Below are 24,820 nucleotides of genomic sequence, written 5' to 3'. Positions count from 1 at the left end.
ACGTGGCGGGTAGGGGAGGACCGTTCACCACGTTTGGAGAAGCATGAGATTCGGTGTCTCGACCTTCGTGACGGATGAGGGCATTCCGCCCGCCGTGCTCGGCCCGGCGCTGGAGGAGCGCGGCTTCGCGTCGTTGTACGTCGCGGAGCACACCCATGTTCCGGTCGAGATGGGGCCGCCGTCCGCGTCGGGCGAGGGCCTGGCGCGTCACTACTACCGGACGCTGGACCCGTTCGTGACGCTGGCCGTGGCCGGGGCCGCCACCGAGCGGCTCGAGGTCGGCACCGGCATCGCCCTGATCAACCAGCGTGACCCGATCCTGCTCGCCAAGGAGACCGCGTCCCTCGACGTGGTCACCGGTGGCCGCGCCGTACTCGGCGTCGGCGCCGGCTGGAGCCGCCGGGAGATGCTGAACCACGGCACGGACCCGAAGACCCGGGTGGCCCGTATGCGGGAGTACGTCCTCGCGATCCGGGCGATCTGGGAGAGCGACCAGGCCGAGTTCCACGGTGAGTTCGCCGACTTCGATCCGATCTACTCCTGGCCGAAGCCGGTACGCCGGCCACCGATCCTGATCGGCGGCTGGGGCCCGACGACCCTGGACCGCGTCATCGAGTACGGCGACGGCTGGCTGCCGGACGTGGGACGCGAGGACGACGGCCTGGCCGAGGCGGTGGCCGACCTGCGCGCCCGCGCGGGGTGGCACGTGCCGGTCGTGGCCTATGCCGCCGCGGCCAGGGCGGACAGGGTCGAGCAGCTGACGCTGGCGGGCGTGGACGAGATCCTGTTCTACCTGCCGACCGAGCCGACGGCCCCGACCCTCGAACGCCTCGACACCTACGCCCGCCTGACCGCCTAGCTCTCGCCACGGCTCGGCGGGTGCGGTGGCTGACTAGGCTCAGGGCCGTGCATGAGTTCCCGTGGAGCGAAGGTTCCGCCACCGGTGTCGGCTCCTATCCCGGCGAAGACCCGGCCGAAGCGCTCCAGGTCGTGATCGGCGAACTGCCGGACCTGCCGCATCTGCCCGAGCTGCCCGCCCGCGGTCCCGGGGCGGACATGATCGCGCGGACCGCCGGGCTGCTCGTCGACCTCGCCGTCAGCCTGCAACCTTCGGGCTGGAGGTTCGCCGACCACCCCGGCGGCGACACGTCCCGTACCCACGGCTACCTCGCCCAGGACCTCGACACTCTGGAGGAGCTCGGCGCCGACGTCGAAGGACCGGTCAAGATCCAGGTGGCCGGCCCGTGGACCCTCGCCGCGTCCATCGAGATGAGGAGCGGTGAGCGAGCGCTCGCCGATCCCGGTGCGGTACGCGATCTGACGGCCTCGCTCGCCGAAGGGGTGGCCGCGCACGTCCGTGACGTACGGCGGCGGCTGCCGCGGGCGACCGTGCTCCTGCAGCTGGACGAGCCGTCCCTGCCCGGGGTGCTGGACGGCAGCGTGCCCACCGCGAGCGGCTTCTCCCGTATCCGCTCCGTCGAGGCGCCCCACGCCGAAGAACGGCTGCGGCATGTCATCGAGACGGCCGGGGCCTTCCCGATCGTGCACTGCTGCGCCCGCCGCGTCCCGTACGCCCTGCTGCGCTCGGCCGGCGCCAAGGCGATCTCGGCCGACGCGTCCCTGATCCGCGACGAGGACGCGATCGGCGAGGCCGTCGAGGCGGGTACCGGCTTCCTCATGGGCGTCGTCCCCGGGCGCGGCACCCGTCTGCCGGCCCCGGCGAAGTCCGTCGCGCCGGTACGCGAGCTGTGGCACCGCCTCGGGCTCTCACCCCGATCACTCGCCGCGTCGGTGGTCCTCACCCCGTCCTGCGGGCTGTCCGGCGCCACCCCGGCGTACGCGCGCGGCGCCCTGAGGCACTGCCGCGAGGCCGGCCGCATCCTGCGCGACTCCGCCGAGGACTGACCGCGTACGGACCCTGCGTACGCGTGACGCGACCAGGCCCGAACAACGGGCGCGCCGCAGGTCAAAGTGTCAGAGCCGCGCGAGAGAATACTGTTTGGCGGTACTCGCACGGCAGGGGAGACACACGTGGCGACAGGCATACCCGATGAGGCCCGGCAGCGTCATGGCGAGCTGAGCCAGGAGCTCGACGACGCCAACTACCGTTACTACGTTCTCGACCAGCCGACGATCAGCGACGCGGACTACGACCGCCTGATGCGCCAGATCCTGGAGCTGGAGAGCGAGCATCCCGAGCTGATCACGCCCGACTCGCCGACGCAGAAGGTCGGGTCGCCGATCACGACCGAGTTCGACACGGTCGAGCATCTCGAGCGCATGCAGAGCCTCGACAACGCCTTCAGCACCGACGAGCTGTCCGCCTGGGTGGCGCGCGCGGAGAAGGAGGTCGGCACGCTCGCCTCGTTCCTGTGCGAGCTCAAGATCGACGGACTGGCGGTCAACCTGACCTACGAGCAGGGCCGGCTCGTACGCGGTGCGACGCGCGGTGACGGGCGCACGGGTGAGGACATCACCAACAACATCCGCACCATCGAGGCCATCCCGACCCAGCTCAAGGGGGAGGACATCCCCGACGTGCTGGAGGTGCGCGGCGAGGTCTACCTCCCGGTCGAGGCGTTCGAAAAGCTCAACGAAAGCCTGGTCGACGCGGGCAAGGCGCCGTTCGCCAACCCGCGCAACGGGGCGGCGGGGTCGCTGCGGCAAAAGGACCCGCGGGTCACCGCCAAGCGCCCGCTCAACATGATCGTGCACGGCTTCGGCACGTGGACGGGTGGCACGCAGCCCGAGAGCCAGTCGCACGCGTACGAGGTGATGCGGTCGTTCGGCCTGCCGGTGAGCGACCGCTACACGGTCGTCGACGGGCTCGAGGAGGTACGCCACTACATCGAGCACTACGGCGAAAACCGGCACGAGCCCGCGTACGAGATCGACGGTGTCGTGGTCAAGGTCGACCAGCTCACGCTGCAGCGCCGGCTCGGGTCCACGAGCCGCTGGCCGCGGTGGGCGATCGCCTGGAAGTACCCGCCGCAGGAGGTCAACACCCGGCTCCTCGACATCCGCGTCGGTGTCGGCCGCACCGGGCGGGTGACGCCGTACGGCGTGATGGAGCCGATCAAGGTCGCCGGTTCCACGGTCGCGTACGCCACGCTGCACAACGCCGACGAGGTGCGGCGCAAGGGCGTGAAGATCGGCGACATGGTCGTGCTGCGCAAGGCCGGTGACGTCATCCCCGAGATCGTCGGCCCCGTCGCCGACCTGAGGGACGGCAGTGAGCGCGAGTTCGCGATGCCGACCCACTGCCCTGAGTGCGACACGGAGCTGAGGGCGCAGAAGGAGGGCGACGTCGACATCCGCTGCCCCAACGCCCGCAACTGTCCCGCCCAGCTCCGCGAGCGCCTCTACTTCGTGGCCGGCCGCGGCGCCTTCGACATCGAGGCCCTCGGCTATGTCGCGGCGACCGCGCTGACCCAGCCGCTGGAGCCCGACGACCCGCCGGTCAAAAACGAAGGTGACCTGTTCCACCTGGACATCGACGAGCTGAAAAAGATCAAGTCCGTCGTACGCGAGCAGCGCACCGGCCTGCCCAAGATCGACCCGAAGACGGGGGAGGAGAAGGTCGTCACCTTCTTCGCCACCAAGGCGGGCGAGCCCAAGAAGACGGTGGACAAGCTCTTCGAGGAGCTGGAGAAGGCCAAGCGGCAGCCGCTCTGGCGGGTCCTGGTCGGGCTCTCGATCAGGCATGTCGGGCCCACGGCCGCGCAGGCCCTGGCGCGGGAGTTCCGGTCGATGGACCGCATCATCGAGGCCTCGGAGGAGGAGCTCACCGCGGTCGAGGACGTCGGGCCGACGATCGCGGCCGCGGTCAAGGACTGGTTCGAGGTCGACTGGCACCGCGAGATCGTCGAAAAGTGGCGCGCGGCCGGCGTGCGCATGGAGGACGAGGGCAGCGAAGGCCCACGGCCGCTCGAAGGCGTCAGCGTGGTGATCACCGGTTCGCTCGAGAGCCACAGCCGTGACTCCGCCACCGCCGCGGTGCAGGCGCTCGGCGGCAAGGTGTCCAGCGCGGTGTCCAAAAAGACCGGATTTGTGGTGTTCGGAGACAGCCCAGGGTCCAAATACGACAAAGCGGTCAAGCTCGGCGTACCTCTTCTGGACGACGCGGGATTCGCCGTTCTGCTCGAAAAAGGGCCGGATGCGGCCACTGAGGTAGCGATCACTTCCGAAGAGTGACACGGGGCCAGTTCTCTGCTTTCTGACCTGCGACAACATACCGTACGGTATCGTCTGATTACTGACGAGCCGATCAACCCTAGATTTCGGACGTAACGGAACGTGCCCAACTGGTTTCGCGAAGTTGCCCGAACGTCGTAGTCTCCCCTCAAGCACCACCTGTGTCCGTCCAAACACCACCGCACTGATCCAAGGCGGAGCGTTTGGTGTAACCCCTCGAGGACGTGATGAAGGACCCGAACAACACGCGGGACACGGTCCCTCGGCGCGGATCGCCGTTGTGGGTCTACATCGCCTGTGTCACTTTGGTCGGTGTCGCGGCCCTGGCCACCTCGGTCGCCTTCCTTCACCGCGACGACCTGCGGGAGCTGGTCCGTAACCCGCTTTTCTGGATCCTGGCCGCCCTCATCCTCCTCGGCGAGCTCAAGCCGATCGTCACCCCCGGCTCCACCGAGACCACCGGCGCCACCATCTCGACCACGTTCACCTTCGCCACCATGCTCTACGCGGGTCTTCCCACGGCCCTGCTGTTGCAGGCGATCGCCACCGTGGCCAGCGGCGCCCTGCGCAGGCGCGCCGTCCACCGCAACGCGTTCAACGTCGGCCAGTACACCCTGAGCTTCACGGCGTCCGGGCTCACGCTGCTGGCGTTCGGCATCACCGCCTCGCCGAGTCACGTGTGGATCCTCGAAGGCACCGACCTGCTGCCGCTGGCGCTGGCCGGCATGGTCTACTTCCTGGTCAACTCGCTGCTGGTGAACGCCGCCATCGCCTTCCACGAGCGCGGTTCGATGGTCAAGGCGATGCGGTGGAACCTCGGCCTCCAGCTCCTCGTGCACAGCGCCCTGCTGGGCCTGGCGCCGCTCGTCGCGGTCGCGATGAGCCGGTCCGCGGCGTTCGTGCCGCTGTTCGTGCTGCCGTTCATCGCGGTCTACCTCAACGCCTCGGTCTCGCTCAGCCGCGAACACCAGGCCCTGCACGACGCCCTCACCGGGCTGCCCAACCGCAAGCTGCTGATCGTCCGTACCGAGGAGGCGCTGGCCCAGGCACGTCACCGGGCCGAGCGCAGGGCGGTGCAGGGGCGCGACACCGACGACGAGGAGCCGCAGCAGCGCGTCGGTCTCTTCCTCCTGGACCTGGACCGGTTCAAGGAGGTCAACGACACGCTCGGGCACCCCACCGGCGACCGGCTGCTGCAGCTCGTCGCGCACCGGCTGACCCACAGCGTGCGGCCCGGTGACCTCGTCGCACGGCTCGGCGGAGATGAGTTCGCCGTGCTGCTGCCCTCCGTACGCGACGCGCGCGCCGCGCGTGAGGTGGCGGCCCGGCTGCGGGCCGCGCTCAACGAGCCGGTACGGCTCGACGGCAACTCCTTCGACCTCGACGGCAGCGTGGGCATCGCGCTCCATCCCGACCACGCGCCCGACTTCGAGCTCCTGCTGCAGCGCGCCGACGTCGCGATGTACGTGGCGAAGGAGAGTCGCACCGGGGTGGAGATCTATTCACCCGACCGCGACCGAAACTCCCCGGAGCGGCTGGGCCGCCAGGGGGAGCTGCGCCGTGCCATCGACCGCGGCGAGCTGGAGCTGCACTACCAGCCCAAGATCTTCCTTGAGGACGGCCGCCCGGCCGGCATGGAGGCGCTGCTGCGCTGGCGGCATCCCACCAAGGGCCTGCTCACCCCGGACCAGTTCCTCCCGATCGCCGAGCAGACCTACCTCATGCGCGGCATCACCGGCTTCGTCGTCGGTGCCGCCCTCGCGCAGGTGGCCGAGTGGTGGAAGGCCGGGCTGCAGATCCAGGTGGCGATCAACGCCTCAGGACGTGACCTGCTCGACTCGACGCTCACCGAGACCATCGCCTCCGCCCTGCTGCGGCACTCCGTGCCCCCGCACGCGCTCCAGCTCGAGATCACCGAGCGGATCCTGATGACCGAACCGGCCTACGCCGCCGACACGGTCGCGGCCCTCGCCAAGCTCGGCATCCCCCTGAGCCTGGACGACTTCGGCACCGGCTACTCCTCGCTCGTACGCCTGAGGAGCCTGCCGGTGGAGGAGATCAAGATCGACTCCTCGTTCGTCGGCCGGCTGTGCGACACGGGCGACGACGCGGTGATCGTCCAGTCCATCGTCGACCTCGTCCACACGCTCGGGCTGCGGTCCGTCGCCGAAGGCGTGGAGAACGCCGGCACGGCCACCCTGCTGCGCAAGATGGGCTGCGACGCGGCCCAGGGCTACCACTTCCGGCCGCCGATGACCGCCGCCGACGCGACCATCTGGCTCCGCGAACGCTCCCACCTGCTGGCCGCACAAGAAGAGGCCGCCTGCTGACGATCACCGCTGGGTGAGAGCCCGCGCGGGTGGGGCGCGCGTAGCGAGCGGTGTCCAGGTGGTGTCTGGCAAGGCGGAGGAGGGAGTCGGCCCGGTGTTGTCCGGCGACCGACGACAACGCCGCCAGGCGCCGCCTGGACACGGCGCAGTAGCGCAGTCCTGCCCGCGCGGGCTCTAAACCGGTCGGTGCGGGTGTCCTTGGCCCTCTAGGATTGAAGAGAACCCATCGATCGCAGAAACGGTTTCCCTATGCCTGATGAGCACGCCGCCACGGGTGCCGCCACCGGCGGAGCCATCACCCGGGACGAGGTCGCGCACCTCGCCCGGCTTTCCCGGCTGGCGCTACGCGAGGACGAGCTCGACCACCTCGCCACCCAGCTCGGTGACATCATCTCCGCGGTCGCACGCGTCCAGGAGGTCACGGCGGCCGACATTCCGCCGACCTCGCACGCACTGCCGCTGACCAACGTCTACCGCGCCGACGAGCTGCGTCCGGGCCTCACGCCCGAACAGGCGCTCTCCGGCGCCCCTGCCTCCGAGCAGCAGCGTTTCAAGGTCCCGCGGATCCTGGACGAGGAGGTCTGAGTGGAGCGAACCCGACGCAGTGAGTGGAGTGGACGGGTGAGGCACGAGGCCGTCCGCGTAGCGAATGAGGAGCGCTGAGCGACCAATGAGCTCGAGTCTCATCAAGAAGACCGCCGCCGAGCTGGCCGCGCTCATCGCCTCCGGCGAGGCCTCGGCCGCCGAGGTCGCCCAGGCCCACCTCGACCGCATCAACGCGGTCGACGGTTCGGTCAAGGCGTTCCTGCACGTCGATGGGGAGACCGTTCTCTCGCAGGCGCGCGCCGTCGACGCGAAGCGCGCCGCCGGCGAGCAGCTCGGCCCGCTCGCGGGCGTGCCCATCGCGCACAAGGACGTCTTCACCACCGAGGACATGCCGACCACCTGCTCCTCCAAGATCCTGGAGGGCTGGCACCCGCCGTACGACGCGACCGTCACCGCACGGCTGCGCGAGGCCGGCCTGGTCATCCTCGGCAAGACCAACATGGACGAGTTCGCGATGGGCTCCTCCACGGAGAACAGCGCGTACGGCACGACGCACAACCCGTGGGACCTCACGCGGATCCCCGGCGGGTCGTCCGGCGGCTCGTCGGCGGCGGTCGCCGCGTACGAGGCGCCGCTGGCCACCGGCACCGACACGGGCGGCTCGATCCGCCAGCCCGCCGCGGTCACCGGCCTGGTCGGCATGAAGCCCACCTACGGCGGCTCCTCGCGGTACGGCGTGATCGCGTTCGCCTCCTCGCTGGACACGCCGGGCCCGCTGGCCCGTACGGTCCTGGACGCGGCACTGCTGCACGAGGCGTTCTCCGGGCACGACCCGATGGACTCCACCTCGATCGACGCACCCGTACCCCCCGTGGTCGAGGCCGCGCGCCGCGCCGACGTGGAGGGTCTGCGCATCGGTGTGGTCAAGGAGTTCGGCGGCGAGGGCTACCAGCCCGGCGTCCTGGCGCGCTTCCACGAGACGGTCGAGCTCCTCGAGTCGCTCGGTGCCAAGGTGGTCGAGGTGTCCTGCCCGCACTTCACCTACGCCCTGCCGGCGTACTACCTGATCGCCCCGTCGGAGTGCTCGTCCAACCTGGCCCGCTTCGACGCGATGCGTTACGGGCTGCGCGTCGGTGACGACGGCACGCGCTCGGCCGAGGAGGTCATGGCGCTGACCCGCGCCGAGGGCTTCGGCGAAGAGGTCAAGCGCCGCATCATGCTCGGCACCTACGCGCTGTCGAGCGGCTACTACGACGCCTACTACGGCAAGGCCCAGCAGGTCCGCACGCTCATCGCCCGCGACTTCGACGCGGCGTACGAGCAGGTGGACGTGCTCATCTCGCCGACGACCCCGACGACCGCGTTCCCGATCGGGGAGCGGGCCGACGACCCGATGGCGATGTACCTCGCCGACCTGTGCACGATCCCCTCCAACCTCGCCGGCAACGCCGCCATCTCGGTGCCCTGCGGCCTGGCCGACGAGGACGGCCTGCCGGTCGGCCTGCAGGTCATGGCGCCGGTGCTGGCCGACGATCGCGTCTATCGCGTCGGCGCCGCGGTGGAGAAGGCCCTGCAGGACCGCTGGGGTGGTCCGCTGCTGGCCCAGGCCCCAGACCTCACGGAGGCTGCGAAGTGACCACTCTTGTGCCGTACGACGAGGCGCTGGCGCGGTACGAGCCGGTGCTGGGCATCGAGACCCACATCGAGCTGGGCACCCGGAGCAAGATGTTCTGTGGTTGCTCGACCACGTTCGGCGCTCCGCCGAACACCCAGGTCTGCCCGGTCTGCCTCGGCCTGCCGGGCGCCCTGCCGGTGACGAACCGGTCCGCGATCGAGGGCATCATCAAGATCGGCCTCGCGCTGAACTGCTCGATCGTGGAGTGGTGCCGGTTCGCCCGGAAGAACTACTTCTATCCGGACATGCCGAAGAACTTCCAGATCTCGCAGTACGACGAGCCGCTGTGCGTCGACGGCCACCTCGACGTCGAGGTCGACGGCCGGACGTACCGCGTCGAGATCGAGCGGGTCCACATGGAGGAGGACACCGGCAAGTCGCTGCACGTCGGCGGCGCCACCGGCCGGATCCACGGCGCCGACTACTCCCTGGTGGACTACAACCGGGCCGGCATCCCGCTCGTCGAGATCGTCACCAAGCCGATCCCCGACACTGGGGTGGCGGCTCCGCTGGTCGCGCGGGCGTACGCCACCGAGCTGCGCGAGCTGGTCCGTTCCCTGGGCGTGTCCGACGTACGCATGGAGCAGGGCTCGATGCGCTGCGACGTCAACGTCTCGCTGATGCCGTCCGGGTCCACGGTCTGGGGCACCCGCTCGGAGACCAAGAACGTCAACTCCCTGCGCTCGGTCGAGCGGTCCGTACGGCACGAGATCGAACGCCAGGCGGCCGTCCTCGACGCGGGCGAGCGTGTGGTCCAGGAGACGCGCCACTTCCAGGAGGACAGCGGCACCACGACGAGCGGCCGGAGCAAGGAAGAGGCGCAGGACTACCGCTACTTCCCCGAGCCGGACCTGGTGCCGATGGCCCCGTCGCGCGAATGGGTCAAGGAGCTGCTCGGCGGCCTGCCCGAACTGCCCGCCGCGCGCCGCGTACGGGTACGCGACGAGTGGGCGGTCAGCGAGAAGGAGTTCCAGGACATCGTCAACGCCGGGGCGCTCGACCTCATCGAGGAGACCGTCCAGGCCGGCGCCGACGCACCCGCCGCGCGCAAGTGGTGGATGAACGAACTCTCCCGCCGCGCCACCGAACAGGGCGTGGAGCTCACGGAGCTGCCGGTCACTCCGGCGGACGTCGTACGGGTGAGCCTCCTCGTCGCCGAGGGCACCATCAACGACAAGCTCGCCCGGCAGGTCTTCGACGGCGTCCTCGCCGGCGAGGGCACCCCGGACGAGGTCGTGGAGAAGCGCGGCCTGAAGGTCGTCAGCGACGACGGCGAGCTCTCCAGCGTCATCGACGAGGTCATCGCGGGCAACCCGGAGGTCGCCGACAAGATCCGCGGCGGCAAGGTGGCCGCGGCCGGCGCCCTGGTAGGCGCGGTCATGAAGGCCACCCGAGGCCAGGCCGACGCCGGCCGCGCCCGCGAGCTCATCATCGAGAAACTCACCGGCTGACCCGACCCCACCGCCGGCCACGGTCCTCGAAGACGACGGCGATGATGCGGTCCTCCGGAGGAGGACCGCATCGGGCCGTGTGGCTGGGCCGTGTGGCTGGGCCGTGTGGCTGGGCCGTGTGGCTGGGCCGTGTGGCTGGGCCGTGTGGCTGGGCCGTGTGGCTGGGCCGTGTGGCTGGGCCGTGTGGCTGGGCCGTGTGGCTGGGCCGTGTGGCTGGGCCGTGTGGCTGGGCCGTGTGGCTGGGCCGTGTGGCTGGGCCGTGTGGCTGGGCCGTGTGGCTGGGCCGTGCCGTGTGGCTGGGCCGTGTGGCTGGGCCGTGTGGCTGGGCCGTGTGGCTGGGCCGTGTGGCTGGGCCGTGCTGTAAGGCTCAGGCGGATACTGTCGGCTCGCCCTGTGGGTCTGCGCGGGGGATGGCAGGAGACGCGGCGGGTGGGCCCTCCGGGCGGGTGCTGTGGGGTTCCGCCGGTGCGGCCGGAGGTGAGTCCGCTGTGGGGTCGGCCGGCTCGACTGGTTCCTTCGGTCCGTTGTCGTGAGGTTCCATGGGCCGGGTCGCCGGGGTGGCGGGAACGGAGTCCGCCGCGGAGAGGCCGGGCACAACAGGGTTCTCCGGCAGGTGTTTCGTGCCGTTGCCGTTGCCGTTGCCGTTGCCGTTGCCGTTGCCGTTGCCGTTGCCGTTGGGGTCCGCGGGTCGGCTGGCCGCAGTGGCCAGGGATGAGTCCGCTGCGGGGAGGGCATGCTCATCCGGCTTCTCGGGGTGTGCCTCGGCGGGCTCGTCGCGCATGACGGATCTGCGGGCCAGGATGCGTTCGATCTCGGCGTTGATCTCCGCGCCGAGCAGGACGATGTAGGACGACATGTACAGCCAGGTCGCGATGGCCGCCACGCCCGCGAGAGTCCCGTACGTCGAGCTTCGGCCGCCCGTGTCCGCCACGTACAGGCCCAACACCAGAGACATCACCAGCCAGCACACCATGGCGATCCCCGCGCCCCAGCGCACGGCGTGCCAGTCCGCGTCCTTGCGGTCCGGGCCGTAGCGGTACAGCAGGATCAGGCCGACGACCGCGAGCAGGGCGAGGATCACGCACCGGATCCCGAAGCCCAGCACCACGTCCGCCTGGTGCAGCGCGACATGGGGTACGGCGGAGACCAGCGCCAGCGCGCCCAGGACGGTGGCCACCGCCCCGATGGCCAGGGCGAACGCCGTGGCACGGCGCCGTACGACACTCCGCGTCTCCGTCTCGTCGATCACGATGTGTAGGCCGCTGATCACCGCGCTGATCCCGCGCGAACACGTCCACAGCACACCGAGGAGGCCGACGACGAGGCCGAGCGTCCGTCCCTGGCCACTCATCGCAGCGGCCGCGTCCGACAGCTGGTCCGTGAGGGAGTGGGCGACAGGACGCGGCAGAATGCCGGCCAGCGGGCGGAGCTGCTCGTGGACCTGGGCCGGACCAGCGACCAGAACGCCGACCGCCATGATCCCCACCAGCAGCGGAACGATCGAGAGGATGGCCCAGAAGGCGACGCCGGCGGCGATCAGCCCGACGTTGTCCTCCTTGGCCTCTTTGCGCACCCGCTGGATGACGACGACCCAGTCGCGCGCCGTGAAACCCTCGCCCGGCCCAGCGACCGCACGCCGCATGGTCTCCGTGCTCAGGAAGCGCTGGATGAATATCGCTATCCGGATATGTCGCTGATCTTCTGACACCCAAGTGACGATAGGGGCACGAGCGCCTGCGCCGCACCCCGTTCGGTAACCGGCCGACCACATGCCGCCCAACACGCGGCCCGTCCGGCGCCGCCCGGCCACCGGTCCCGACACAGATTCACGGCCCCACCACTGGCCACCGCCAGGCTCGCCCGTCCGGCCAACGCCTCGCCCGTCCGGCCATTGGCCGGGCCCGGCCAATGGCCACGGGCAGACGGGCAGACGGGCAGACGGGCAGACGGGCAGACGGGCAGACGGGCAGACGGGCAGACGGGAGACGGGCAGACGGGAGACGGGCAGACGGGAGACGGGCAGACGGGAGACGGGCAGACGGGAGACGGGCAGGTCCGCCAACGCGGGCACCGGGTCGCCCGCCGAGTGCGCGTAGGCGGCGTTTCGACCCGCTGCGGCTGGTCGCGCTGACCGCCGCCGAGGTGACGGCCGGGCAGACGGGCCGAGCGTCCGGCGGGGGATACTCCTACCGCTTGGCGGCTTCCTGGCCCGGCCGGCTGTCTGGCTACCGGTGCGGCCACCGCTCGTTCCGGGCCTGACCGCCCGCTCCCGGCCCGGGCCACCCAGACATGGACCACGGTCCTACCGACTGAGTACTGGCAGGGCTCGGCCGCCCAGCCACCGCTCGCTCCCGGTGTGGTCGTGCGGCTGCGGCGGGGCCGCGTGGTCAGTGGCTGCGGATAGGCGGTCTGAGCGTCCGGTGGGGGGATTCCGATCACCTGGCGACTTCCCGTCCCGACCCGCCGGGCCGTCTGGCCACCGCTCGTTCCCGGCCGGACCGCTCGTCCCGCCTACGGCCGTCCGTTCCCGCCCGGCCGTCCGTTCCCGGCCGTCCGTTCCCGGCCGGACCGCTGGTTCCTGGCCGGACCGCTGGTTCCCGGCCCGGCCGCCCGCTCCCGGCCCAGGGCCGCTCGGACACAGACCACGGCCCTACCGCAGGCCTACCGGCAGGGCTCGGCCGTCCGGCCACCGGCGCAACCACTGATCCTTCCCGGCCCGACCGTCCAGCAGCCGTTCCGGCCGCCCGGCCACTAGCCAGGCCCGCCGCCTACAGGCCGCGGGCCGGCGGGGTGAGAGTCCCGCGCCGGGACTGCTACCACCTGCCGGCGGTGAGAGTCCCGCGCGGGGACTGCTACCGCCTGCCGGCGGTGAGAGTCCCGCGCAGGGACTGCTACCGCCTGTCGGCGTCCCGGCCCGGTCGTCGGCCACCCCGGGCGCGGCCCCCATCCGGTCGTCGGCTCGCGAGGAAGATCAGACCGCCGAGGTGCGGTGGAGGTCCAGCAGGTCGGTGCCTGACGCCTCCCACAGGCCGCGGGCCGGCGGGTGAGAGTCCCGCGCAGGGACTGCTACCGCCCGCCGGCGTCCCGGCCCGGTCGTCGGCCACCCCGGGCGCGGCCCCCATCCGGTCGTCGGCTCGCGAGGAAGATCAGACCGCCGAGGTGCGGTGGAGGTCCAGCAGGTCGGTGCCTGACGCCTCCCACAGTTCGAACAGCTCGCCGGTCTCATGGTCGCGGAGATGCCGGGCCTCCGCTCCGGTCAGGGGCACCAGCGTGACGAACTGCAGGCGCAGCTCGCCTCCCGCGTCACGGAACAGGTTGAACATCTCGTCCGCATACGGATGCGGTGCCGCGAGCAGCCCGCGTACCCGGCTGCCGTCGACCAGCGGCTCATCCACGACGAACCCGTCGTCGTACTCCACCTCCGACCCGCTGCGTACGGTCGAGTCCGCGAACATCTCCACGAGGCGTACGGCCACATCCTCCTGCCCCGGCAGGACCGAGCAGGCGAACTCCAGCGGCAGCGACGACTGGAGCGACCGGAAGCGCATCCCGTCGGTGACCGCCGACACCATGGACGGCGAGGAATGGACGCCGATCGAGAAACCAGAGACCGAGACCGTACGCGTTCGGGCACCGAGATACCGCTCGACGTGCCCCAGGACCTCAGGATCACTCATCCGCATCACCCTAGTAGTGCTTTGTTACGTTTGTGATCTTGGTTGCGATGATCTTGTGTGAGGTCTGGGGAGATCGCCGCGGTCCGGTCGCGGTTGGAGGAGTTCGCGGCTGAGGTGTTCGCGTCCTTGCCGCGGTCGGATCAGCGCGCCACGGGTGAGCTGTATGTGCGGGGCCTGTTGCTGGACGGGCAGCGCAAGTCGATGCAGCCGATGGCGGAGCGGCTGGGGACCGATCATCAGCGGCTGCAGCAGTTCATGAGCTCTTCGACGTGGGATTTCGCTGGAGTGCGGCGTCGGCTGGCGGCCCGGATTCACGATGTGGTGGAGCCGGTGGCGTGGGTGATCGATGACACCGGGTTCCCCAAGTACGGGACGTCCTCGCCCGGGGTGGCCCGGCAGTACTCGGGCACCTTGGGCAAGGTCGGCAACTGCCAGATCGGGGTGAGCGTGCACGCGGTCTGTGACCATGCTTCGGCCGCTTTGGACTGGCGGTTGTTCATCCCCGAGGCCTGGGACGATGCGTGCACCGGCGACCCGATCCTGGCCCAGGAGATCAGGCGCAGGCGCGCACGGTGCGGCATTGATGATGAGGAGCGGAACCGGCCGAAATGGCAGTTGGCGATCGAGATGCTCGATGAGCTGCGTGACTGGGGCCTGTCGGCGCCGGTGATCTGCGCGGACGCCGGCTACGGTGACAACGCTCATTTCCGCTCTGCCCTTGCTGAGCGAGATCTGCGCTACATCGTGCAGGTCAAAGGCTCGGGCACCGCCCATGCCGCCGACGCCGTGCCCGAACTGCTGCCCGCCAAGGGCAAGGGATGGCGTGGCCTGCCGCGCTATCGCACCAAACCGGTCTCCTTGCGCGAACATGTCCTGGCCGCCGGCCGCACCGGCGTCCGCCGCCTGTCCTGGCGTCAAGGCTCCAAAGGCAGACTGGCGGCCGAGTTCCTCACGCTGCGCGTCCGCCCGGCCGGCCGCCGGCCCCGCTATGCCGACGACGGCACCTTGGCCGAGGCCTGGCTGATCGCCCAGTGGCCGCCGGATGAACCCGAGCCGGTCAGGTACTGGCTGTCGAACCTGCCCGCCGACACCCCACTTCAGGATCTGATCCGGCTCGGGAAGATCCGCTGGCGCATCGAACACGATTACCGCGAACTCAAGACCGGCCTGGGCCTGGACCACTACGAAGGCCGCTCCTGGGCCGGCTGGAACCGCCATGTCACCCTCGTCGCCGCCGCCCACCTGTTCCTCACGACCCTGCGCCTGACCAGCCCAAAAGCAACCGGGGCAGCCTGAGTCTCTACAAAATCCTCCGCGAGCTACAAGCACTGCTCGCAACCTGGACAGGCCACTGCCCCACCTGCCGACCCCAACCCCTCGCCTTACTCATCTAACAAAGCACTACTAGGGCGTGCCCGGCGGACTCGTCCTGGTCAAGAGACGGGGATCACCAGGATCCGGTCGTCACCCTGCTTCGGGTCACCCCGGCCGTCGCGGTTGCTGGTGCTCACCCACAGCGAGCCGTCCGGTGCGGCGGCGACCGCGCGCAGTCGTCCGTACCGGGCGGTGAAATGGGCGACGGGCTTGCCGACGGTGCCGTTCGCCGCGACCGGCACCTGCCACAACCGCCGCCCGCCCAGCGCGCCGGCCCACAGCGAACCACCGGCGTACGCGAGCCCGGACGGCGACGCCTCGTCGGTCGTCCAGGTCAGCAGCGGCGGCGTGTAGCGCTTGCGGTCGCCGCCGAACCCCTCGACCACCGGCCAGCCGTAGTTGTGGCCCGCGGTGATCCGGTTGATCTCGTCGAAGCGGTCCTGGCCGAACTCGGTGGCGAACATGCGCCCCTGCCGGTCCCACGCGAGGCCCTGGACGTTGCGGTGCCCGTACGTCCATACGAGCGTGCCGAACGGGTTGCCCGGTGCGGGCTTGCCGTCCGGCGTCATCCGCAGGATCTTCCCGCCGAGCGATGATCGGTCCTGTGACAGCCCGCCGCGGCCGGTCTCCCCGGTCGAGGCGTAGAGCAGGTGGTCGGGACCGAACGCGAGCCGTCCGCCGTTGTGGATCGGGCCGCGCGGGATTCCGGTGACGAGGGTCCGTACGCCGCTGATCCCCGGTCCGCGATATTCGAACCGTACGATCCGGTTCTCCGACGCCGCGCTGTAGTAGAGGAAGACCAGGTGGTCCCGCGTGAACGTGGGTGAGACGGCGACGCCGAGCAGGCCGCCCTCACCGGCCGGTGACACGCCGGGCACCTTTCCGACTGTGCTGACCTTCCCGGCAGGCGTCACGCGCAGGAGCCGGGCGGTGTCCCGTTCGGTCACCAGCGCGTCGCCGCCGGGCAGGAACGCGATCGCCCAGGGGACGGCCAGGCCGGTCGCCAGGTCCCGTGGAGTACCGAGGTGCGCCGCGGAGCCGGGCGGGGTTCCGGCCGGAGCGGACGACGGCAACGGCGGGGGAGTGGAGCCGCTCGCGTCCGGCGGGCCGCTCGACGAACAGCCGGCGAGAGCGAGGGCGCTTAGGGCGGCGACGATGCTGAGCCTCACTTTGGTCAAGTTCCCATCTCAATACGGAACGAACTTCCCGGGCGGGCGTTGACTCTCCGTGGTCGGCACCTCGAGGCGTCCACGAGGCGTCCCTCGTAAGCATCGTCACACCTCGGCGTCACGGCAGGGAAACGACGGCCTACGATCGCAGTCGGCCTAGCGGAAGGTTCAGTGCGGTGAGGATTTGGGTGCCGGATCAGGAGATCGCGGACGCCGTGGCGGACATCGACGGGGTCAGCGTGGGGGTCTACGACGGCCGCGGCGACGACCTGCCGGGCGACCCGGCCGAGGTCGCCGTGTACGTGCCGCCGTTCGTCGCGACGCCGCGGAGCCGCGAGATCATCGCCTCGATGACGAACCTGCAGGTCGTACAGCTGCAGGTCGCAGGCGTGGACACGTTCATCCCTCATGTTCCGGCGGGTGCGGTGCTGTGCAACGCGCGCGGGGTACACGACGCGAGCACGGCGGAGTGGGTGGTCGGCGGGATCATCGCGGCGCAGCGGGAATTCCCCGGATTCGCCGGCGCCCAGAGCGAGGGCCGCTGGGACTGGCACATGACAGACGCCTTGACAGACCGGACGGTGATGATCGTCGGGTACGGCTCGGTGGGCGCGGCGATCGAGCGGCGGCTGGTCCCGTTCGAGACGCGGATCGTCCGCGTCGCACGTACTGTGCGTGACGGTGTGCACGGTGTGAGCGCGCTTCCGGAACTCCTGCCCGACGCCGACGTCGTCGTCCTCATCGTGCCGTCGACGACGGAGACCACCGGAATGGTCGACAAGGAGTTTCTGTCCCGGATGAGGGACGGTGCGCTCCTGGTCAACGCCGCTCGCGGCACGGTCGTGGTCACCGAGGCACTGCTGGCCGAGCTCACGAATCGGCGGCTCCGCGCGGTGCTCGACGTGACCGACCCCGAGCCCCTTCCCGCCGGGCATCCGCTCTGGTCAGCGCCCGGAGTCTTCATCACCCCGCATGTCGGCGGGTCCACGCCGGCCTCGCGGCGCCGGGCCGTCGCGCTGGTGCGCGCGCAGGTCGCGCGGTTCGTGGCGGGCGAGCCGTTGCACAACATCATCAAGGGCGACTACTGATCCGGTAAAGCCTCTGCGGCGGCACTTTGCGCGGCGGCGGCCGATTACACGCCGCAACTTTTCTCATCCGTGCTGCGTTAACGACAAACCACCCAAAACGTCCGAGATTCGGTCACGGAACGTATCCGGTTGTCGCCGGGTGGACGCCCGGCCTCAATCGCTCTGTGACATACGGCCCGTAGATTGAACGTCGAAGCTGACCAGCCTGACCGCCGCATGGACCGTGCCGGAAGATCCCGGCCGAAACCAGGTGGCGCGCAACTCCAAACCCGGTGTCCCGTATGCGGGACGCCGCCTCGTACAGGATGACAAAGCACTTGACAGACCGGCGGAGATCACGCCCAAGAACGTCCCGAGGTCGGTGGAGATCTCGGGAGTCATGTGTCCGGTGCGAGGCGTTTCCAAATGCGGGACGGCTCATGATCAAGTGGCGGGGAGCAAGTTAGATGACCGCGGAAGGGACGGGGCGGCGACACCGGGGGATCCCGGTGGCGGTGCGGCCGTTCGGAGCGCTCGCGGCGCTCGCGTTGATCTACGCCCTCGCCCTCGTGCTGGGATGGGGAGGCGGCCTTTCGGGCGCCTGGCTGTCCGCGTGGTCCGCCGCGGTGGCGGCGACCTCCCTGCTGTACGCCGCAGGGCGGACACCGCAGACACCCGTCGGCAAGATCGACCGCGACATGTGGCGCTGGTTCGGCGTCGCCGCGATCGCCTGGTGCGCGGGCTCGACCGTCAACGCCATCTCCCGGCTCGTGATCAGCCGCGCCGTGGTGACGGTCTCTCCGGCCGACCTGTTCCTCCTGGTCGCCCCGATCGCGATCACCGCGGGCTTCATCGTGCCGGTGCGCCTGCCGCGCACCACACGGCCCTGGCTGCGCTACCTGGCCGACACCTATGTCTGTGCCTGCGCCCTCTTCGTGGTCGGCTGGGTCGCGATCTTCGACCGGCTCTACCACGTGGCCGGTGAGGGCTGGGGCCAGTTCCTCATCGAGCTGCGCTATCCGGTGCTCGACGCCGCGCTGATCTGTGTGCTGTTCCCCATGACGCTCGCCGCCGTGCGCGCGAACCACCGGTCCGCCGTGGTCGCCTACTGCGCGGTGCTCGTCCTCACCACGGCCGACGTCCTGTACGCCGCGCTCCGCCTCAACGACGGCGGTGCGCACGGCGTCCCGGCCGACGTCACCCGCATGGTCGGCCTGCTGTTCCTCGCCACCGTGCCGTGGATCCGCGGACGGCAGTCCGCCGAGGAGGGCGGCCGGCAGCCCGCGGAGGAGACACGCCGCCCGCTCGTCGGGCCCGGTCTGGCACCCGCCGCGACTGCCGCCGCCGCGGCGATCTTCGTCGCCGGCCACACGCTCACCGCCGCCCGCGGGCTGCGGCCCATCGTGCCCATCATCGCCGGCTCGGCGGTGCTCGTCGTGCTCGCCCGGCTCGCCGAGCTGCTCCGTGAGAACGACCGGCTCGGCCGCGCCGCCGAGACCGGCGAGGAGCACTTCCGCGCCCTGGCCGAGAGCATCAACGACGTCGTCCTCATCTGCGGCCTCGACGGTGTCGTGCAGTACGTCAGCGCCGGCGCGCGGCGTTCGTACCACTACGCGGCCGAGGACCTGCTCGGCCGGCCCGTGTACGACATCGTGCACCCCGAGGACCTGCCGCGGGTCGTGGACGCGGTGACCTCCTTCCTGAGATCCGAGTGCGACCTCGACGTCGCGCGCATCGCCTGCCGCGTACGTGCCACCGACGGCACCTGGCTGCCCACCGAGTCGACGATCTCCCGGTACGGCCGGGCCGGCGACGGCACCGACCAGCTCCTGGTCACGACGCGCGACTTCAGCGAGCAGGTCGCCCTAGAGCGCCAGGTCGCCCACCTGACCTTCCACGACGGGCTGACCGGCCTGCCCAACCGCGCCTACCTCGAAGAACGCGCGCGTGAGAAGGTCGAGCACAGCCAGGGCCCGGTCGCGGTGGTCTTCGTCGACCTCGACGGGTTCACCGCGGTGAACGACTCGATCGGCCACGGCGGCGGCGACCAGGTGCTCGCCCAGGCGGCCCGGCGGCTCCGCGCCGGCGTCCTGGCCGACGACACGGTCGCGCGCTGGGGCGGAGACGAGTTCGCCGTCCTCATGGAGAGCGCGACCGAGGTGGAGACCGTGGTCGACCTCGGCGAGCGGCTGCTGCGAGCGCTTGCCGGTGAGCCGTACCGCGTCGCCGACCGTGGCATCGTGCTGACCGCGAGCGTCGGCATCGCCTTCGCCGAGGAGGGCATCGCCGGTTCCGAGCTCATCCGCAACGCCGACATCGCGCTGTCACGCGCGAAGGAGCTCGGCGGCGGCCGCGTCGAGGTCTTCGCCGCCAAGATGCACGCCGACGTCATGCGCCGCCTCGAGCTCGGCAGCGACCTGCAGCGCGCGCTCACCGAGCAGCAGTTCGCGGTGGAGTTCCAGCCGGTGGTCGAGCTCGCCACCTCACGGGTCACCGGCGTCGAGGCCCTGGTCCGCTGGTGGCGCGACGGCGTCTCCATACCGCCCGAGGAGTTCATCGGCACGGCCGAGGAGTCCGGCCTGATGGTGCCGCTCGGCAACTGGGTGCTGCGCGAGGCCACCTGCCAGGTGGCCCACTGGCGCGAGGCGGGCTGGGACATCGGACTGTCGATCAACCTTCGCCCGCGCGAGATCGCCGCGGCGCACTTCGTCGACTCGGTCGCCGAGGCGCTGGCCGACAGCGGCCTGCCGCCCGGCGCGCTCACCCTCGAGGTCGAGGAAGAGGTCCTGGTCGACGGGGCCGAGGAGCTCATCGCCCGGCTGTCCGCCCTGCGCGACCTCGGCGTGGGCCTGGCCATCGACGACTTCGGCACCGGGTACGCCTCACTGGCGTTCCTGCGCCAGCTGCCGGTCGACGTCATCAAGATCGACCCGTCCTTCGTCTCCGGTCTGGGCCGTGACGAGACGCTCACCCTGCTGACCAGGACGATCGCCCGGGTCGGCCGCGACCTCGGCCTCACGGTCGTGGCCGAGGGCGTCGAACGCCCCGAGCAGCTCGAGCTGCTGCGGGAGATGGGCTGCCCGCGCGCGCAGGGATTCCTCGTCTCGCGCCCGATGGCCCCGAGCGGCATCGAGGCGGTCGTCCAGCTGAACGCGCGCGGCGAGGCGTCCATCCCGCTGCACGGCTCGGTGATCTCCGCAAGCTGACGCGGTGTAGGAATTCTCCGCGGCGCACCGGTTGATCGAAAGCCATTGACGGTGGGCGGTCTCTTCGGCACTCTTACCGCGACCCCCACTGTCAGTGCGGAGGCTGCCGATGCGCGTGCGACGCCCTACCCTCGTCGCGGTGACCGTGGCCCTGGCCGGTCTAGGAACCGGACAGGCCTACGCCGCCCAGCAACCCAGTCCGGCTCCCATCACCCGACAACAGGCCTTCGCCGGTGCGGCGAAGGCCTATCGCGTACCCGAGAAACTGCTGCTCGCCGTGTCCTACCTGGAGTCGCGGTGGGACGCCAACCAGGGCCGGCCCAGCGTCAGCGCGGGCTACGGGCCCATGCACCTGACCGACGGCACCCTGACCCCGTCCGGCGAGCACTTCTCCGGAGGCGCCGAGGACCCGCGCGGCGACACCTCGCGCCCGGCGCTCCACCCGAAGGCCGTGGCCGCAAAAGGCCAGCCGGCCGGCGGGCAGACGCTGCAGGAGGCCGCGCGGCTCACCGGGGCCACCGCCGGCAGGCTGCGCGCCGACCCGGCGGCCAACATCGGGGGCGGCGCCGCGCTGCTCGCGAGCTACCAGCGCGACCTCGGCAGGCCTCTCAGCGCGGATCCTGCCGCGTGGTACCAGGCGGCCGTACGCTACGGCGGCTCCGCCTGGTTCGCGGGTCAGGTCTACGACGTGCTCCGGAGCGGCGCCTCGCGTACGACCGACGACGGCCAGAGCGTCACGCTCGCCGCCACGCCGGGCCTGCGGGCCGCCGGAGCCGGCGCCAACGACGCGGAGACCGAGTGCCCGCCCGGTCTCGGCTGTGAGTGGATCCCCGCACCGTACGAGCAGCTCGACCCGGCCGACCCCACCGCCTACGGCAACCACGACCTGGGGAACCGGCCCAAGAGCCAGAAGATCCGCTTCATCGTCATCCACGACACCGAGGGCAGCTACCCGGTCACCCTGAACCTGGTGCAGGACCCGACGTACCTCGCCTGGAACTACACGGTCCGCTCCGCCGACGGCCACGTGGCCCAGCACCTCAAGGCCAAGGACGTGGGCTGGCAGGCGGGCAACTGGTACATCAACAGCAAGTCCATCGGCATCGAGCACGAGGGCTTCCTGGCCCAGGGCGGCAGCTGGTACACCGAGGCGATGTACCGCAGCTCCTCGCAGCTGGTGCGCTACCTGACCAGGAAGTACGACATCCCGGTGGACCGCGCGCACATCCTGGGCCACGACAACGTCCCGGGCATCACGCCGGCGGGCGTCCAGGGCATGCACGAGGACCCCGGGCCGTACTGGGACTGGGCGCACTACTTCGACCTGCTGCGCAGACCGCTGCACGCCACCGCCGGACCCCGCTCGGGCCTGGTCAAGATCTTGCCGGACTACGACAAGAACGTCGTGCCCTACACCGGCTGCGACGACGCGAACCCGAGCGCCGCGTGCCCGGCGCACGGTGGCGGCTCGATCATGCTGCGCACCGCGCCGAGCGCCGACGCGCCGCTCGTGAAGGACATCGGCAAGCACCCGCCGAACGGCGACGCGACGATGAGCGTGTACGACCACAGCGCACGCGCCGCGACCGGCCAGACCTTCGCCGTGGCCGGCCGCCAGGGCGACTGGACGTCGATCTGGTACCTCGGGCAGCAGGCGTGGTTCTACAACCCGAAGGGCCGGCCGGTCGCCGTCGGGGCGCGCGGTCTCGTCGCCACGCCCAAGCCGGGCCTCGCGTCGGTGCCGGTCTACGGGCGTGCCTATCCCGAGCCCGAGGCCTATCCGGCGAACATCCCGGTGCAGACGCTAGCGCCCATGCAGTACACCTTCGCCGCGGGCCAGAGTTACTCCGTGGCGGATGAGGTACGCGGGGAGTACGACTACTCGAACACCTTCGACGTGTCCACGCACGCCATCGTCTCTGGCAAGCTCAGGTACTACGAGCTCCAGTTCGGGCATCGCGTGTACTTCGTGAAGACGGGCGACGTGGTGCTGAAGCACGTGTCGTAGCCGCGCACGGACGACGGGGCGGCCCGCCGTGATCGTGCCGATCACGGCGGGCTGTCTCATATGGTGAGACTTGTCGTCCACCAATTTGACGTGACGCGGCAAATTCGCCATGGTTGTGAACGTGAAACGCAACCTGATTCTCGTACTTGGACAGCGCGCAAGCTGACCAAGTAGATCGCTTGCGCGCTCCCCTCGACCGCCGACCGGCGCGAGGGGTTTTTTGTTGGCCATGACCCCTGGGTCCGTGTGACGTGCCGGCGGCGCGTGATCACGAGCCCGAGCCCAGCGCTCAGGAGCACAAGGACATTGCGATGACCGAACGGATGACCGGAGCACAGGCGCTCGTCAGAGCCCTGGAGCAGGTCGGTGTGGACACTGTGTTCGGGATCCCGGGTGGCGCGATCCTCCCGGCGTACGACCCGCTCTTCGACTCGCGGCAGGTACGCCACATCCTTGTCCGCCACGAGCAGGGCGCCGGCCACGCCGCCCAGGGATACGCGCAGGCCACCGGGAAGGTCGGCGTCTGCATGGCGACGAGCGGTCCGGGCGCGACGAACCTCGTCACCCCGATCGCGGACGCCTACATGGACTCGGTGCCGATCGTCGCCATCACCGGCCAGGTGGCGAGCGGGGCCATCGGGACGGACGCCTTCCAAGAGGCCGACATCTCGGGCATCACCATGCCGATCACGAAGCACAACTTCCTGGTCACCGACCCGGCCGACATCGGGCGGACCATCGCCGAGGCGTTCCACATCGCCTCCACCGGGCGTCCCGGCCCGGTGCTGGTCGACATCTCCAAGGACGCGCTGCAGAACCCGGTCGACTTCGTCTGGCCGCAGCCGATGCAGCTCCCCGGCTACCGGCCGGCGATCCGCCCGCACGCCAAGCAGGTCCGTGAGGCGGCCCGGCTCCTGACCGCGGCCCGGCGACCGGTCCTGTACGTCGGCGGCGGTGTGATCAAGGCGAGGGCGGCGGAGGAACTGCGCACTCTCGCCGAGCTGACCGGCGCCCCCGTCGTCACGACGCTCATGGCCAGGGGAGCGCTGCCCGACAGCCATCCGCTGCACATGGGCATGCCCGGGATGCACGGCACCGTCGGCGCGGTCGGCGCGCTGCAGCGCTCCGACCTGCTCGTCGCGCTGGGCGCACGCTTCGACGACCGGGTCACCGGCCGGCTCGACACCTTCGCCTCCGACGCGAAGATCGTGCACGCCGACATCGACCCGGCCGAGATCTCCAAGAACCGCCACGCGGACGTGCCCATCGTGGGTGATTGCCGTGACGTGATCGCCGACCTCATCGTCGCCGTGCGGAACGAGCACGCCGCCGGGCGCAAGGGCGACCACAAGGAGTGGTGGAGCCAGCTCAACGCCTGGCGCGACACCTACCCTCTGGGCTACGAGACCCCGTCCGACGGGTCGCTGTCCCCGCAGCAGACCATCGAGCGCATCGGCCAGATCGTCGGCCCCGACGCCCTGTACGTCGCGGGCGTGGGCCAGCACCAGATGTGGGCCGCGCAGTTCATCGGCTACGAGCGGCCTGGGGCGTTCATCAACTCCGGCGGGCTCGGCACCATGGGGTACGCCGTGCCGGCCGCGATGGGTGCCAAGCACGGCCGCCCGGACACGGCCGTCTGGGCGATCGACGGCGACGGTTGCTTCCAGATGACCAACCAGGAGCTCGCCACCTGCGCCATCGAGGGCATCCCGATCAAGGTGGCCGTGATCAACAACGGCAACCTCGGCATGATCCGCCAGTGGCAGACCCTGTTCTACAACGAGCGGTACTCCAACTCCGACCTGCAGTCCCGGCGGATCCCCGACTTCGTCAAGCTGGCGGAGGCGTACGGCTGCGCGGGCCTGCGCTGTGACAGCGCCACCGACCTGGACGCCACCATCAACAAGGCGATGGAGATCAACGACGTGCCCGTCGTCATCGACTTCGTCGTCCACCACGACGCGATGGTCTGGCCGATGGTCGCCGCGGGCACCGGCAACGACGAGATCAAGATCGCCCGGGACATGGCTCCGGACTGGGGAAACGATGCCTGAGTGCCGCGAACAGCGAGGGGGAGAGCAGTGGAGATGAGCGAGCGGAGTGAGCGAATCGGCGAGCACGGC

The 24,820-nt window shown here is 70.5% G+C and carries 15 protein-coding genes; 12 read left to right on the top strand and 3 right to left on the bottom strand.

Annotated elements, in window-relative coordinates:
- Window positions 1-43 precede the first annotated feature (43 nt).
- The 7 genes from FB559_RS04165 (at window position 44) to gatB (ending at window position 10,196) form a co-directional block, all read left to right on the top strand.
- Window positions 44-859, top strand: a complete 816-nt coding sequence (locus FB559_RS04165) for an LLM class F420-dependent oxidoreductase (protein ID WP_141953439.1) — start codon at window positions 44-46, stop codon at window positions 857-859.
- A 47-nt stretch (window positions 860-906) separates the two neighbouring features.
- Entirely contained in the window at window positions 907-1,905 is a 999-nt protein-coding gene (locus FB559_RS04160) for a methionine synthase (protein ID WP_141953437.1), read from the top strand.
- 126 nt (window positions 1,906-2,031) lie between these two features.
- Entirely contained in the window at window positions 2,032-4,194 is a 2,163-nt protein-coding gene (gene ligA / locus FB559_RS04155; protein ID WP_141953435.1) for an NAD-dependent DNA ligase LigA, read from the top strand.
- Window positions 4,195-4,421: 227 nt separating this feature from the next.
- Window positions 4,422-6,524: a putative bifunctional diguanylate cyclase/phosphodiesterase gene (locus FB559_RS04150; RefSeq protein ID WP_185792032.1), complete on the top strand. Its 2,103-nt coding sequence runs from the start codon at window positions 4,422-4,424 to the stop codon at window positions 6,522-6,524.
- Window positions 6,525-6,773: 249 nt separating this feature from the next.
- Entirely contained in the window at window positions 6,774-7,109 is a 336-nt protein-coding gene (gene gatC / locus FB559_RS04145) for an Asp-tRNA(Asn)/Glu-tRNA(Gln) amidotransferase subunit GatC (RefSeq protein ID WP_141953433.1), read from the top strand.
- 85 nt (window positions 7,110-7,194) lie between these two features.
- Complete coding sequence (gatA, locus tag FB559_RS04140) at window positions 7,195-8,706, top strand: Asp-tRNA(Asn)/Glu-tRNA(Gln) amidotransferase subunit GatA (protein WP_141953430.1); 1,512 nt, start codon at window positions 7,195-7,197, stop codon at window positions 8,704-8,706.
- Window positions 8,703-10,196 (top strand): Asp-tRNA(Asn)/Glu-tRNA(Gln) amidotransferase subunit GatB, encoded by a 1,494-nt coding sequence (gene gatB / locus FB559_RS04135; RefSeq protein WP_246121345.1) that lies wholly within the window; start codon window positions 8,703-8,705, stop codon window positions 10,194-10,196. The genes gatA and gatB overlap by 4 nt, the downstream gene beginning before the upstream one ends.
- 367 nt (window positions 10,197-10,563) lie before the next feature.
- Here gatB and FB559_RS04130 read toward each other — a convergent pair whose 3' ends face one another.
- Window positions 10,564-11,904 carry a YihY/virulence factor BrkB family protein gene (locus FB559_RS04130; RefSeq protein ID WP_185792031.1) on the bottom strand — a complete coding sequence of 447 codons (1,341 nt, stop codon included), beginning with the start codon at window positions 11,902-11,904 and terminating at the stop codon, window positions 10,564-10,566.
- A gap of 1,438 nt (window positions 11,905-13,342) precedes the next feature.
- Window positions 13,343-13,873 (bottom strand): suppressor of fused domain protein, encoded by a 531-nt coding sequence (locus FB559_RS04120; RefSeq protein ID WP_185792030.1) that lies wholly within the window; start codon window positions 13,871-13,873, stop codon window positions 13,343-13,345.
- A gap of 57 nt (window positions 13,874-13,930) precedes the next feature.
- Between FB559_RS04120 and FB559_RS04115 the strand changes: the two genes are divergently transcribed.
- Complete coding sequence (locus tag FB559_RS04115; protein WP_141953421.1) at window positions 13,931-15,169, top strand: IS701 family transposase; 1,239 nt, start codon at window positions 13,931-13,933, stop codon at window positions 15,167-15,169.
- Window positions 15,170-15,306: 137 nt separating this feature from the next.
- On the opposite strand, the gene FB559_RS04110 is transcribed toward FB559_RS04115, so the two are convergent.
- Window positions 15,307-16,425, bottom strand: coding sequence for a PQQ-dependent sugar dehydrogenase (locus FB559_RS04110; RefSeq protein WP_141953418.1), 1,119 nt, complete (start codon window positions 16,423-16,425; stop codon window positions 15,307-15,309).
- A 179-nt stretch (window positions 16,426-16,604) separates the two neighbouring features.
- Between FB559_RS04110 and FB559_RS04105 the strand changes: the two genes are divergently transcribed.
- From FB559_RS04105 to FB559_RS04090, 4 genes are all read left to right on the top strand, one after another.
- A complete protein-coding gene (locus FB559_RS04105; RefSeq protein ID WP_246121344.1) occupies window positions 16,605-17,504 on the top strand; it encodes a 2-hydroxyacid dehydrogenase in 900 nt (299 codons plus the stop codon).
- A 446-nt stretch (window positions 17,505-17,950) separates the two neighbouring features.
- Window positions 17,951-20,689, top strand: a complete 2,739-nt coding sequence (locus FB559_RS04100) for a putative bifunctional diguanylate cyclase/phosphodiesterase (RefSeq protein WP_141953414.1) — start codon at window positions 17,951-17,953, stop codon at window positions 20,687-20,689.
- Window positions 20,690-20,798: 109 nt separating this feature from the next.
- The gene (locus FB559_RS04095; RefSeq protein ID WP_141953412.1) at window positions 20,799-22,697 is read left to right on the top strand and encodes an N-acetylmuramoyl-L-alanine amidase; all 1,899 of its coding nucleotides are present in this window, start codon (window positions 20,799-20,801) and stop codon (window positions 22,695-22,697) included.
- 251 nt (window positions 22,698-22,948) lie between these two features.
- The gene (locus tag FB559_RS04090; protein ID WP_281286221.1) at window positions 22,949-24,751 is read left to right on the top strand and encodes an acetolactate synthase large subunit; all 1,803 of its coding nucleotides are present in this window, start codon (window positions 22,949-22,951) and stop codon (window positions 24,749-24,751) included.
- The last annotated feature ends 69 nt before the right edge of the window (window positions 24,752-24,820 follow it).

The sequence above is a fragment of the Actinoallomurus bryophytorum genome, from assembly GCF_006716425.1.
Taxonomy (GTDB): domain Bacteria; phylum Actinomycetota; class Actinomycetes; order Streptosporangiales; family Streptosporangiaceae; genus Actinoallomurus; species Actinoallomurus bryophytorum.
This window is presented reverse-complemented; position numbering and strand designations above follow the sequence as displayed.